This window comes from Serratia sp. CY29653, from assembly GCF_052169255.1.
GTDB classification, from domain to species: Bacteria; Pseudomonadota; Gammaproteobacteria; order Enterobacterales; family Enterobacteriaceae; genus Serratia; species Serratia sarumanii.
On record NZ_JBJNLC010000001.1, the window covers coordinates 1,426,348 to 1,439,169 of the forward strand.

A 12,822-nucleotide genomic window follows, 5' to 3' on the forward strand; every position below is an offset into this window, starting at 1 on the left:
CTAAATAGGTTAAAACGCTATCGGCAGTTTGCCCCAGTTGGCGCTGAAAACCAAATCCGCGACGGCAAAAAACGAATGGCTGCGCATTTAATAACTATTTATCTGCGGCGTTTGCTTAACGACGCCGAGCAGGTACAATCTTTTTGACAAAATTCCGCTATTTTAATTGTTGTCCTCTCGCGGCAGCCCTCCCTCCCACATATATAAATAGAAAAGGTGTATGCGTGCAGAAGTACTTAATTGAAGCGCGTAGTTTATTGGCTCTCGCTATCCCGGTCATCATCGCGCAAATATCGCAAACCGCCATGGGCGTGGTGGATACCATCATGGCCGGCGCTTACAGCGCCACCGACATGGCGGCGGTTGCGGTCGGCACTTCAATCTGGCTGCCGGCCATCCTGTTCGGCCACGGCCTGCTGCTGGCACTGACCCCGGTTATCGCCCAGCTCAACGGCGCCGGGCGTCGCGATCGCATCGCTCACCAGGTGCGCCAGGGTTTTTGGCTGGCTTCCGGCGTGTCCGTGCTGCTGATCGTCGTGCTGTATAACTGCAAGTTCGTCATCGACATGATGCACAACATCGATCCGCAGCTGGCGGATAAAGCCGTCGGTTATCTGCACGCCATCATGTGGGGGGCGCCGGGTTACCTGTTCTTCCAGGTGATGCGCAACCAGTGCGAGGGGCTGTCCAAAACCAAGCCCGGCATGGTGATCGGCTTCCTCGGCCTGCTGGTGAATATCCCGATCAACTACATCTTCATCTACGGCAAATTCGGCATGCCGGAGCTGGGCGGCGTCGGCTGCGGCGTCGCCACCGGCAGCGTCTACTGGATCATGTTCCTGATGATGCGCGGCTACGTGAAGCGCGCGCCGTCGCAGCGCGACATCAAACGCCAAACCGGCGATCTCGGCGGCCCGGACTGGGCGGCGCTGAAACGCCTGATCGGCATCGGCATGCCGGTGGCGCTGGCGCTGTTCTTCGAAGTCACGCTGTTCGCCGTGGTGGCGCTGCTGGTGTCGCCACTGGGGATCGTCGCGGTCGCCGGCCACCAGATCGCGCTTAACTTCAGCGCGCTGATGTTCGTACTGCCGCTGTCGCTGGGCGTCGGCGCCACCATCCGCGTCGGTTATCGTCTGGGGGAAGGCTCGGTCGAAGGCGCGCGCGTTGCCGCCTACTCCGCCATCGGCGTCGGCATCACCATGGCCGTCTGCACCGCGCTGTTTACCGCCGCCTTCCGCGAACCGATCGCCCTACTGTACAACGACAGCCCGGCGGTGGTGGCGATGGCCTCGCAGCTGATGCTGCTGGCCGCGCTGTACCAGATCTCGGATTCTGTCCAGGTGATCGGCAGCGGCGTGTTGCGTGGTTATAAAGATACCCGCGCGATCTTCTTCATCACCTTCATTGCTTATTGGGTGTTGGGCCTGCCGAGCGGCTATCTGCTGGCGTTAACCGACGCGGTGGTGCCGGCGATGGGGCCGAGCGGTTTCTGGATCGGCTTTATCATCGGCCTGACCTTCGCCGCCATCATGATGGCGCTGCGCATGCGCTGGCTGCAGAAACAGCCGACCACCGTCATCCTGCAGCGATCCACGCGCTGAATCCGCTCCCGGCCGGTTTCATCCCCGGCCGGGCTGCGGTTTGCGGAAAAAAACGCCGGACTGCGCACAACCTCAGCAATCGCGTGAAATACCAAATAAAATTGCGCTTTTCCCCTTGCCAGCACGCGGGTAGCTCGTTAATATTCGTCCCCGCTGTCAGCCATGACAGACAGGAAAAGATGCGTCCGTAGCTCAGTTGGTTAGAGCACCACCTTGACATGGTGGGGGTCGGTGGTTCGAGTCCACTCGGACGCACCAAATTCCTGAAGCAGTACAGTGCGTCCGTAGCTCAGTTGGTTAGAGCACCACCTTGACATGGTGGGGGTCGGTGGTTCGAGTCCACTCGGACGCACCAAATTTCAGAAGCAGCGCAGTGCGTCCGTAGCTCAGTTGGTTAGAGCACCACCTTGACATGGTGGGGGTCGGTGGTTCGAGTCCACTCGGACGCACCATATTGCTGATTCACCTCCCCCTGTCGCGTTATACTTCCCGTTATTTCGTCTCTGCCCGACCGCCTGCTCGTTATGTCGATCGCGCCGTGCTACCGTCATCAGGAACGCCACATGACCACTTTTACCGCCAAAACCGCCTTTTTGCCGCTCGACAATGGCCTTGCCCGCCGTGAAGGCGTGATGAGCGACGGTTCGCCGGCGGCGGAAGTGCGTTTCGAAGCCGGCGCCTTCGGCCAGTTGCAAAAGCCCCCGCACGCGCTGCAAACCCGAGTGATATCCGGTGAATTCGAGTTCACTCTCGGCGGCGATACGCGAGTGGTGCGGGCCGGCGAGAGCCTGATATTGCCGGCCAACGTCGCCAGCGGCTGCTTCTGCCTGAGCGCCGGCGTGCTGCTGGAAATCCCCCTACCGCGGTAAGCCATATTTACAGAAAGATTATTTGCGCAACAAGCGGCCCACAACGCGTTGCATTTGCGCCACATTTGGCCCCGTTTTGCTATATCCACCGCACCGCCGCGGTTTTTTATTTTGTTTCCCGCCGCTTAGCCTTTATAATGCGCAACGTCTATCAGTTGAATGGTTTCAGCCCTTGATCTGCGAAAACGCAATAACAACACGATGTGATCTTACCCCGTTGCGCAGCATCCCCGCGCCCCCGCGCGGGCTGAATTTTTCCGCCCCACTTCAACTGTCGTCACCTATCCTTAACTATGTTTTTCACCACCAGGCACGGCCCAAATTTCCTACCGGCGTAAACCGCGCCGGTCAAATTCGTTTTTTTATCCATCACAACTTGTAGAAAACTCCGCCATGAAAAAGACCAAAATTGTTTGTACCATCGGTCCAAAAACCGAATCGGAAGAAATGCTGACCAACCTGCTCAATGCGGGCATGAACGTGATGCGTCTCAACTTCTCTCACGGCGACTATGAAGAGCACGGCAACCGCATCAAGAACATGCGCGCCGTGATGGCGAAAACCGGCATCAACGCCGGCATCCTGCTGGATACCAAAGGCCCGGAAATTCGCACCATGAAACTGGAAGGCGGCAAAGACGCCTCGCTGGTCGCCGGCCAAACCTTCACTTTCACCACCGACCAGAGCGTGATCGGCAACAGCGAACGCGTGGCGGTCACCTACGCCGGCTTCGCCGCCGACCTGAAGATCGGCAATACCGTGCTGGTTGACGACGGCCTGATCGGCATGGAAGTCACCAACGTGACCGAGAACGAAGTCGTTTGTAAAGTGCTGAACAACGGCGACCTGGGCGAGAACAAGGGCGTCAACCTGCCGGGCGTATCCATCCAGCTGCCTGCGCTGGCCGAAAAAGACAAACGCGACCTGATCTTCGGCTGCGAGCAAGGCGTCGACTTCGTGGCGGCGTCCTTCATCCGTAAACGCTCAGACGTGCTGGAGATCCGCGAACACCTGAAAGCCCACGGCGGCGAGCAAATCCAGATCATCTCCAAGATCGAAAACCAGGAAGGCCTGAACAACTTCGACGAGATCCTCGAAGCGTCCGACGGCATCATGGTTGCCCGTGGCGACTTGGGCGTGGAGATCCCGGTCGAAGAAGTGATCTTCGCCCAGAAGATGATGATCGAGAAATGCAACCGCGCGCGTAAAGTGGTGATCACCGCCACCCAGATGCTCGATTCCATGATCAAGAACCCGCGCCCTACCCGCGCGGAAGCCGGCGACGTTGCCAACGCCATCCTGGACGGCACCGATGCCGTCATGCTGTCCGGCGAGAGCGCCAAGGGCAAATACCCGCAGGAAGCGGTCAACATCATGGCGACCATCTGCGAGCGTACCGATCGCGTGATGCCAAGCCGCATCGACGCCCTGAACGATCGCCGCAAGCTGCGCATCACCGAAGCGGTGTGCCGCGGTGCGGTTGAAACCGCCGAGAAACTGGACGCGCCGCTGATCGTGGTCGCCACCAGCGGCGGCAAGTCAGCGAAATCCGTGCGTAAATACTTCCCGAACGCGGTGATCCTGGCGCTGACCACCAATGAAACCACCGCGCACCAGCTGGTGCTGAGCAAGGGCGTCATCCCGCAGACGGTCAAGGAAATCGCCTCTACCGACGACTTCTACCGCATCGGTAAAGAAGCCGCCCTGGCCAGCGGCCTGGCACAGAAAGGCGACGTCGTGGTGATGGTTTCCGGCGCGCTGGTGCCGAGCGGCACCACCAACACTGCCTCGGTACACGTGCTGTAATATAAAACGTGACATAATTGCCTTGATCAAAACGCCGCTTTGCGGCGTTTTTTTTATCGGCAGTAAACTATTTTTCTCAAAACGCAACCGCGATCCGCTCATTATTTAGCTAATAAAGAATCGGAGTAGTCCCATGGAAGCCGGCTGTTTTCCCTCGTTTTTTTAACTAATTTGTAAAACCAGATGCAAGTTTGAGCGAACGATCAAAATAAAGCACCTCAACACTAAAAAATTATTCTCTTTCGAAAAAAGTTTGTGTAATACTTGTAACGCTACATGGAGATTAACTCAATCTAGAGGGTGTTATAATGAATCGTACTAAACTGGTACTGGGCGCGGTAATCCTGGGTTCCACTCTGCTGGCTGGCTGCTCTAGCAACGCTAAAATCGATCAACTGTCTTCTGACGTTCAGACTCTGAACGCTAAAGTTGATCAGCTGAGCAACGACGTGAACGCAATGCGTTCTGACGTTCAAGCTGCTAAAGACGACGCAGCACGCGCTAACCAGCGTCTGGACAACCAAGCTCACGCTTACAAAAAGTAAGATAGCTTTGGTTATTGAAAACGGCGCACATTGTGCGCCGTTTTTTTTTGCCTGTCCCTTGGACTGGTTTTTCCTGCACCGCAGGCAAAAAAAGAGGCTCAGCACGCTGAACCCCTCTTCGACCACACAATCCTGCAAACTTAGTTCACGGAACTGATTGGCGCTGCCTTGAATGGGCTCTTATTCGCCTCAGGCGTCGCTGCAGGCGTCAAACTCACCGCCGACGGGCTCTCCCCTACGTTGACCAGCACCGGCATGCCAGAACGGCGTACAACCGCGCTATCGAACACGGCGCGATCGGTCTGAGCATCCGCAGCGAAGGCTTTCTCCGCTTTAGACAACGCAATCGGCATGGTCTGCGGATCGTCGCTTTCTACCCGCGACAGCGGCTGATGCACTTCCACATAGCGTTTGCCGTCCGGCTCAACCGAAATCTTCACCGGATCGTTGATCACCTGCACCCGCGTACCGCGCGGCACCTGATTGAACAGCGCTTCGATATCCGTCGGACGCAGACGAATGCAGCCGGAGCTGACGCGCATGCCGATACCGAAGTTGGCGTTGGTGCCGTGGATCAGGTATTCACCGCGCCCCATCGCCAGACGCAGGGCGAACAACCCCATCGGGTTCTCAGGGCCGGCCGGCACCACCGCTGGCAGCGTCACGCCCTGGGACTGATAGCGTTTACGGATATTGGCGGTTGGCGTCCAGGTCGGGTTAGGGATCTTCTGGCTGACGGAGGTCACCTCCAGCGGCGTGTGCATCCCGGTCTGGCCGATACCGATCGGATAGACGATCACTTTGTTCTCGCCTTTCGGGTAGTAGTAAAGACGCAGCTCGGCCAGGTTGACGATGATCCCTTCACGCTTGGTGTCAGGCAGCAGCATTTGGGTCGGAATGGTCAGCACCGTACCCGGCTTGGGCAGGAACGGGTCAGTGCCGGGGTTGGCTTCCAGCATGCCCAGCAGGCCGATCTTGTAGTCGGCGGCGATCGCCTCCAGCGGACGGCCGTCGTTTGGCACGGTATAAGTGGTGTTTTCACCGATCAGACGGCTGTCCGGCGGCGGCAGCGGGTACTCGGTCGCACTGGCGGCCTGAGTGCCGGCCAGTACGGTGGCGAAGACCATGCCCATTAAACTCAACGCACGTTTCATTATCATCCCTATATTTTTTTATGACGGTTCGCCCCCAAGGCTAACGAGCGCCTGGCGGTTGGTAAATCAGACAATACCTGATTAATACTAGCAACGCTGGTATCAAAGGCAATAAGTCCTCTAAAAATCAACACGTTATAACGTAATCGCCGCCACTGATTGTCAACGAAACGTCAATAGGTAAGCTGCTGAAATATCACTGAATTGGGAGCATTGCCGGGAGGAAAACTGCGGATTGTAAAGACTCATTGACAAAGCGAAGGTATCAATGAGCCTTGAGGATGCGGGCGTTATGGGTCAGGCCAGCTGCGCCGCTTTGCTGCGAATGGCGCGGATCATCGCTTCCAACCCCTGTGAACGCGAAGGCGTCAGATGTTGGCTGAGCGCCAGCTCGCCGAAAAACGGCCGCACATCGAGATCGACGATCTGCTGTGGCGTCAATTGACGATAAAGAATAAACACCACCGCCAGCAGCCCTTTGACGATCGCCGCTTCGCTGTCGCCGTGAAACTCGACCTGCCCCTGCTCATCACGGCGCATCACGATCCATACCTGGCTCTGACAGCCGGAGATCAGGTTGCCGGCCTGCCGCTCGGCCTCGTCCAGCGGCGGCAATTTGGCGCCGAGTTCAATCACGTACAGGTATTTCTCCTCCCAGTTCAAACAGCGGGAGAAATTACGCACCAATTTATCTTTGTCCGGCAAATTCGCCATGGGGATCCTTTTGTACCGCCGGGGACGCGCCCCGGCCTAGCCTAATAGCTGATGAATGCGTTGCAGCCCGGCCACCAGCCGGTCCACCTCTTCGCGGGTATTATATAACGCCAGCGAAGCGCGGCACATGCTCGGCACCTGATAAAACGCCATCAGCGGCATTGCGCAGTGATGGCCGGTGCGAATGGCGATGCCGTACTGGTCGAGGAAGCTGCCGACATCATAGGCATGGTGCTCCCCCAGGTTGAAGGCGATCACCCCGGCGCGATGGGCCGGACCATAAACTTTCAGCGTCGGCACCTGCCTGAGCGCCTCCAGCGCGTAGTGCATCAGCGACTGTTCATAATCGTGGATCGCATTCAGGCCCAGGGCTTCGACGTAATCGAACGCCGCCCCCAGCCCCATGATGCCGGCGGTGTTCGGCGAACCGGCCTCGAAGCGCCACGGCGGATCGGCGAAGGTGGTGCCCGCCGTCAGGCTGACCTGGCGGATCATCGAGCCGCCCCCTTCCCACGGCGGCATCTGCTGCAACAACGCCTGGCGGCCGTACAGCATGCCGATGCCGGAAGGGCCGTACAGCTTATGGCCGGAAAATACGTAAAAATCGCAGTCCAGCGCCTGCACATCGACGCGCTGGTGCATTACCGCCTGCGCGCCGTCCACCAGCACCGTCAGCTCCGGCGCCAGGGCTCTGGCGCGGGCGATGATGTCGCGTACCGGGTTGACGGTGCCCAGCACGTTGGAGACCTCGGTCAGCGCCAGCAGTTTGCAGGACGAGTCGACCAGCTCCGGCAGCAACGCCAGATCCAACGTACCGTCCGGCTGCAGCGGCCACACCCGCAGCTGCAGCCCACGCTCCTGCGCCAGCATCTGCCACGGCACGATATTGGCGTGGTGCTCCATCTCGGTGATGAGAATCGCATCGCCCGGTTGCAGCAGGTGGCGGCCAAAGCTGTTGGCCACCAAATTGATGCCTTCGGTGGTGCCCTTGACGAACACCATCTCTTCCGCTGAAGCGGCGTTGATAAAGCGTGCCGCCTGTTCCCGCACCGCTTCCATCTGCTGGGTCGCCTCGGCGCTCAGGGTGTGGATGCCGCGATGCACCGCCGCATAACCGTGGCGGTAGAACTCCAGCTCGCGGTCGATCACCGCCTGCGGTTTCTGCGCGCTGGCGGCGCTGTCGAGATAGGCCAACGGTTGGCCGTTCACCTCACGCGCCAGCAGCGGGAAATCGCCGCGCACGCGTTCAATCGGATAACTCATTCAGCCTCCCCCGGCAGGCGCTGGGCGATACGCGCCAGCACCCGTTCCCGGATGGTGTCATTGGCGATGCCTTCGGTGAGCTCGGCGGCGAAGGCGAAAATGATCATCTGCTGCGCCGCGTGTTTGTCGATGCCGCGCGACTGCAGATAGAACAGCTGCTCTTCATCGATGCGCCCCACGGTGGCGCCGTGGCTGCATTTGACGTCGTCGGCGTAGATCTCCAGCTGCGGCTTGGTATCCACCTCCGCCACCTTGCCCAACAGCAGGTTATGGTTGGTCATCTGGCCGTCGGTTTTAATCGCGTGCTTGGCCACTTTGATCATGCCGTTGAACACCGCCTTGCCGCGATCGCTGACCACGGTTTTATGCAGCTGGCGGCTTTCGCAATAGCCCTTGTTGTGCTCCAGATAGGTGCGGGTATCGCAGATCTCTTTGCCCACCGGCAGCACCAGGCTGTTGATCACCAGATTTGCGCCTTCGCCGTTCAGCTGCGCGCTGGTGTTGTGGCGCGTCAGGCCGGCGCCCAGCAGGAAACTGTCGCTTTTCACCCGCGCGTCGCGGCCGATAACCAGATCGTTGTGGGCAAAGTGGTAGCTCGGCTGGCTTTCAAACGCCAGCTTGCAGTGCAACAGCCCGGCGTTGTCCGCCACGTTGGCGGTCAGGCGCGCGCCGGTGAAGTGCGCGGCCTCGCCCAGGCTGACGTAGTGTTCAATCACTTCCGCCTCGGCCCCGCGCCCGATCTCCAGATGGTGACGATGATGTACGGTGTTCACTTCCCCGGTGGCGCCGCGTCCGCTGCTGATATGCAGCAGGTACAGCGGGCGGGCCGGGGCCTTGCCGGCCGGCAAGCGAATCAGGCTGGTTTCCTGCGCCAGGCTTTCGGTCAGGTGCAGAAAAATTTCCGGTTGGATCGGCTCCGGCAGCGCCTGCGGCGTGCCATAGGCGGTCAATTCGAACTGGTAGTCGCCCAAATCGCCATCGCTCAGCGCGGCGCTGTAGCGGCCGTCGATAAACACCAGCCGACAGGCATCGATGCCGAGCGCCAGCGCCTCAAGCTGATCAGCGCTCACCGGCGCGGGCTGCGGATCGAGGAACTGCTGCTCCAGCAGGCTCTCCAGCGGCGTGTATTTCCAGTTTTCATGCTTGCGCGTTGGCCAGCCGAGGCGCAGCGCCTGCTGCCAGTGCGCCAGCGCATGCGGCGAACGCTCGCCGCCGCGGCCTTCGAACAGGCGATACAGCTGCTGCAGCGCGTTTGAATTACTGTTGGTCGGTAAGCCAGCCATAGCCCTGCTCCTCCAACTGTTTCACCAGCGAGAAATCGCCGGATTTGACGATGCGCCCCTGGGACAGCACGTGTACGTAATCCGGCTGGATGTAGTCCAGAATGCGCTGATAGTGGGTCACGATGATAAACGCGCGCTTGCCGTCCCGCAGCGAGTTGACGCCGTTGGCGACGATTTTCAGCGCGTCGATGTCCAGGCCGGAGTCGGTTTCATCGAGAATGCACAGATCCGGCTCCAGCGCCGCCATCTGCAGAATGTCGTTGCGCTTTTTCTCGCCGCCGGAGAAGCCGACGTTGACCGAACGGGTCAGCAGATCGGCCGGCATATCCAGCAGCGCGATTTTCTCTTCGATGAAATCGGCGAAGTCAAAGCGATCCAGCGGCTCCTGCTCGCGGTATTTGCGCACCGCGTTGACCGACGTCTGCAGGAAGAAGTGGTTGCTGACGCCGGGGATCTCCACCGGGTACTGGAAGGCCAGGAACACGCCCTCGCCGGCGCGATCTTCCGGATCCAGCTCCAGCAAATCCTTGCCTTTGAAAGTGACTTCCCCTTCGGTCACTTCATACTCTTCACGCCCGGCCAGCGTGGCGGACAGCGTGCTCTTGCCCGAGCCGTTCGGCCCCATGATGGCGTGCACTTCGCCCGGTTTGATCTCCAGATCCAATCCCTTGAGGATCTCGTTGCCTTCCACGCTGACTTTCAAATTCTTGATGCTTAACATGCTGTGTCCTCAGATAGCGCCGGCGGCGCTAAAAATGCGGCGATTAACCCACGCTGTGTTCCAGGCTGATGGCCAGAAGTTTCTGCGCCTCGACGGCGAACTCCAGCGGCAGCTCGGAGAAAACGTCCTTGCAGAAGCCGTTGACGATCATCGAAATGGCGTCATCCTCGCTGATGCCGCGCTGCAGGCAGTAGAACAGCTGGTCGTCGCCGATCTTCGAGGTGGTGGCTTCGTGCTCCAGCTGAGCGCTGTTGTTGCGCGCTTCAACGTAAGGGAACGTGTGGGCGCCGCTGTCCGGCCCGATCAGCATCGAGTCGCACTGGGTAAAGTTACGGGCGTTTTCCGCCCCCGGCAGGATTTTCACCAGGCCGCGATAGGTGTTCTCGCTGTGGCCAGCGGAGATGCCTTTGGCGATGATGGTCGACTTGGTGTTTTTGCCGATGTGGATCATCTTGGTGCCGGTATCGGCCTGCTGATGGCCGCTGGTCAGCGCCACCGAGAAGAATTCGCCGATCGAATTGTCGCCCTGCAAAATCACGCTCGGGTATTTCCAGGTGATGGCCGAGCCGGTTTCCGACTGGGTCCAGGACATTTTCGAGCCGGCGCCTTCGCACAGCGCGCGCTTGGTGACGAAGTTGAGGATACCGCCCTTGCTCTCGCCGCCGGAGAACCAGTTCTGCACCGTCGAGTATTTCACTTCGGCGTCTTTATGCAGGATCACTTCCACCACCGCCGCGTGCAGCTGATAGCTGTCGCGCACCGGGGCGGAACAGCCCTCGATATAGCTGACGTAGCTGCCTTCGTCGGCGATCAGGATGGTGCGCTCGAACTGGCCGGTTTTGGCGGCGTTGATGCGGAAGTAGGTCGACAGTTCCATCGGGCAGCGTACGCCCTTCGGCACATAAACGAAGGTGCCGTCGGAAGCCACCGCGGCGTTCAGCGCGGCGAAGAAGTTATCGTTGGACGGCACCACGCGCCCCAGGTACTGACGCACCAGATCCGGGTATTCCTGGATCGCTTCGCCGAACGAGCAGAAGATCACCCCGCTCTCCGCCAGTTTTTCACGGTAGGTGGTGGCGACAGAGACCGAGTCGAAGATGGCGTCCACCGCCACCTCGCTGCCCTCGCGCACCGGCACGCCGAGCTGGTTGAACGCCAGCTCCACTTCGCTGGTCAGGTAATCTTTTTCCGTCGCCGCGCCCGGTTGCTGCTCGGCGCCGGGTTGCGAACCGCAGGCGTCGTCGCAGCTACCGCAGGACGGCGCCGAATAGTAACTGTAGTCCTGGTAGTTCAGGCGATCGTAATTGGCCTTCAACCAGTGCGGCTCTTCCATCTGCAGCCAGGCGCGGTAGGCCTCGAGGCGGAATTCCAGCATCCACTCGGGTTCGTTACGCTTGGCCGAGATGGCGCGCACCACCTCTTCGTTGATGCCTTTGGCCAACTCATCGGTTGCCAGCTGGGTGAAGAAACCTTCTTTGTAGCGACCTTCGCTGACCCAAGCCTGCACTTCATTAGGCATTTCTACATTGCTTCGTGTCATGTTGATTGCATCGCTCAAACGCCAAAGCTCTCGCCGCACCCGCAGGCATGCTGAGCTTTAGGGTTGTTAAATTTGAATATCTGATTCAGCCCTTCGCGGACGTAATCTACCGTGGTGCCATCGATGAACGGCATGGCCTTCAGCGGCACATAGAGTTTGGCGCCGTCGCGCTCAAACAGCAGATCGTCATCGGCGGGTTCGCGGGTCAGATCCAGCACATAGGCAAAGCCGGCGCAGCCGGATTGTTTCACCCCTAGCTGCAGCCCTTTCACCTGCGGATCCTGCTGCATCAGTTTGGTTATTTGTCGTACGGCGCTGTCGCTGAGCGAAATGCCTTGCCAGACATTTTCATCCAGAGAAAAAGTGCCGACATTTTCCGTTTGCATAGGGTCTACCTCACACTCGTGTTTGGCCACAGCCAATCTGGGTTGCTTATATGTTAGTGATAACGATTATCACTTCAACCGTTTGTTTTGCGGGGGTATCCGCCGCGAGCGCGGTTTTTCGCTGCGGCGCGCGGCAAGCCAACGGGACACCCGTGGCGGCTTGCGGCGTCTGGCGGCAAGGCGTGCATGCTATCCCTATGAATTTGTTCTCTATCCTGCATCACCGTACCGCACTCCCCGGTGGCCCGTCAGCGTTACAGCGCCGCGGGGCGTTGCCGATCTAAACATTCATAGAAAATACCTATTTCTGCATTCTGTCTGTCGTAAATGTGCGTTTATCGGCATTTCGTGGCGCGGCGCAAGCGCGCACCCTCAGGTTAAAGTTTAGTCGCTCAGGATTAAATTGGGTCGTCGACGGCCTTTTACACCCCCGCGCGATGAAAAAACGCCGCGCCGGGGATTGATCGCCAACGCGGCAGTTTATATGATAATGATTATCATTCAATTGTAATTTGAGCGCGAAGCCAATGACTCTTTCGATCAACGCATGGTTGCTGGGCAAGATTGATGACTACAAATTCAGCGTGCGCGACGCCACGGTGGACTTTTACATGGCCGAAGCGGCGCTGCGGCGCCCGGAATGCAATATCGACCACCTGAAGCGGTACAACAGCGTCAGCCTCACCATGGCCAATCTGTGTCTGGAGAACGGCGACGACGACAGCTACCTGCATGCGCTCAGCAAGCTGCACAACCGGCTGATCGTCGAGATCAACAACCCACAGCGCTGCCAGCTTTTTCGGGTGCAAAGCTACCACTTCGCTCGCCACACGCTGACGCTGATCTGCCAAAAATATGCAATGGAAGGCACCTGGGAGAAGGCAAACGCGTTTCAGAAGGACTTCGTCAAACGCGTGCCGTTTCAGCTGTAAGGCGCAAG

At 58.9% G+C, this 12,822-nt stretch carries 12 protein-coding genes and 3 tRNA genes; 8 read left to right on the forward strand and 7 right to left on the reverse strand.

What is annotated here, in order from left to right; translation table 11 throughout:
* The first annotated feature begins 224 nt into the window (after positions 1 to 224).
* The 7 genes from ACJ8HN_RS06835 to ACJ8HN_RS06865 all read left to right on the forward strand — a co-directional run bounded on the left by ACJ8HN_RS06835 (position 225) and on the right by ACJ8HN_RS06865 (position 4,821).
* Positions 225 to 1,601 carry an MATE family efflux transporter gene (locus tag ACJ8HN_RS06835; RefSeq protein ID WP_033638369.1) on the forward strand — a complete coding sequence of 459 codons (1,377 nt, stop codon included), beginning with the start codon at positions 225 to 227 and terminating at the stop codon, positions 1,599 to 1,601.
* Between the two features lie 181 nt (positions 1,602 to 1,782).
* A tRNA-Val gene (locus ACJ8HN_RS06840) sits at positions 1,783 to 1,859 on the forward strand.
* 20 nt (positions 1,860 to 1,879) lie between these two features.
* A tRNA-Val gene (locus ACJ8HN_RS06845) sits at positions 1,880 to 1,956 on the forward strand.
* A gap of 20 nt (positions 1,957 to 1,976) precedes the next feature.
* A tRNA-Val gene (locus ACJ8HN_RS06850) sits at positions 1,977 to 2,053 on the forward strand.
* Between the two features lie 111 nt (positions 2,054 to 2,164).
* Positions 2,165 to 2,470 (forward strand): cupin, encoded by a 306-nt coding sequence (locus tag ACJ8HN_RS06855; protein WP_033646294.1) that lies wholly within the window; start codon positions 2,165 to 2,167, stop codon positions 2,468 to 2,470.
* 393 nt (positions 2,471 to 2,863) lie between these two features.
* Positions 2,864 to 4,276 (forward strand): pyruvate kinase PykF, encoded by a 1,413-nt coding sequence (gene pykF / locus ACJ8HN_RS06860; protein ID WP_442523203.1) that lies wholly within the window; start codon positions 2,864 to 2,866, stop codon positions 4,274 to 4,276.
* 308 nt (positions 4,277 to 4,584) lie between these two features.
* Positions 4,585 to 4,821, forward strand: a complete 237-nt coding sequence (locus ACJ8HN_RS06865) for a major outer membrane lipoprotein (RefSeq protein WP_004931354.1) — start codon at positions 4,585 to 4,587, stop codon at positions 4,819 to 4,821.
* Positions 4,822 to 4,961: 140 nt separating this feature from the next.
* Here ACJ8HN_RS06865 and ACJ8HN_RS06870 read toward each other — a convergent pair whose 3' ends face one another.
* From ACJ8HN_RS06870 to sufA, 7 genes are all read right to left on the reverse strand, one after another.
* The gene (locus ACJ8HN_RS06870) at positions 4,962 to 5,975 is read right to left on the reverse strand and encodes a L,D-transpeptidase family protein (RefSeq protein ID WP_033653930.1); all 1,014 of its coding nucleotides are present in this window, start codon (positions 5,973 to 5,975) and stop codon (positions 4,962 to 4,964) included.
* Positions 5,976 to 6,272: 297 nt separating this feature from the next.
* The gene (sufE, locus tag ACJ8HN_RS06875; protein ID WP_442523204.1) at positions 6,273 to 6,689 is read right to left on the reverse strand and encodes a cysteine desulfuration protein SufE; all 417 of its coding nucleotides are present in this window, start codon (positions 6,687 to 6,689) and stop codon (positions 6,273 to 6,275) included.
* 36 nt (positions 6,690 to 6,725) lie between these two features.
* Complete coding sequence (gene sufS, locus ACJ8HN_RS06880) at positions 6,726 to 7,952, reverse strand: cysteine desulfurase SufS (RefSeq protein WP_039566382.1); 1,227 nt, start codon at positions 7,950 to 7,952, stop codon at positions 6,726 to 6,728.
* Positions 7,949 to 9,235: a Fe-S cluster assembly protein SufD gene (gene sufD / locus ACJ8HN_RS06885; RefSeq protein WP_103829455.1), complete on the reverse strand. Its 1,287-nt coding sequence runs from the start codon at positions 9,233 to 9,235 to the stop codon at positions 7,949 to 7,951. The genes sufS and sufD overlap by 4 nt, the downstream gene beginning before the upstream one ends.
* Positions 9,210 to 9,956, reverse strand: coding sequence for a Fe-S cluster assembly ATPase SufC (gene sufC, locus ACJ8HN_RS06890; protein WP_016927936.1), 747 nt, complete (start codon positions 9,954 to 9,956; stop codon positions 9,210 to 9,212). The genes sufD and sufC overlap by 26 nt, the downstream gene beginning before the upstream one ends.
* A 43-nt stretch (positions 9,957 to 9,999) precedes the next feature.
* Positions 10,000 to 11,496, reverse strand: coding sequence for a Fe-S cluster assembly protein SufB (sufB, locus tag ACJ8HN_RS06895; protein WP_033638360.1), 1,497 nt, complete (start codon positions 11,494 to 11,496; stop codon positions 10,000 to 10,002).
* 14 nt (positions 11,497 to 11,510) lie between these two features.
* Positions 11,511 to 11,882 (reverse strand): Fe-S cluster assembly scaffold SufA, encoded by a 372-nt coding sequence (gene sufA / locus ACJ8HN_RS06900; RefSeq protein ID WP_004931368.1) that lies wholly within the window; start codon positions 11,880 to 11,882, stop codon positions 11,511 to 11,513.
* Between the two features lie 527 nt (positions 11,883 to 12,409).
* On the opposite strand from sufA, the gene ACJ8HN_RS06905 reads away from it, so the two are divergent.
* A complete protein-coding gene (locus ACJ8HN_RS06905) occupies positions 12,410 to 12,814 on the forward strand; it encodes a hypothetical protein (protein WP_004931369.1) in 405 nt (134 codons plus the stop codon).
* The last annotated feature ends 8 nt before the right edge of the window (positions 12,815 to 12,822 follow it).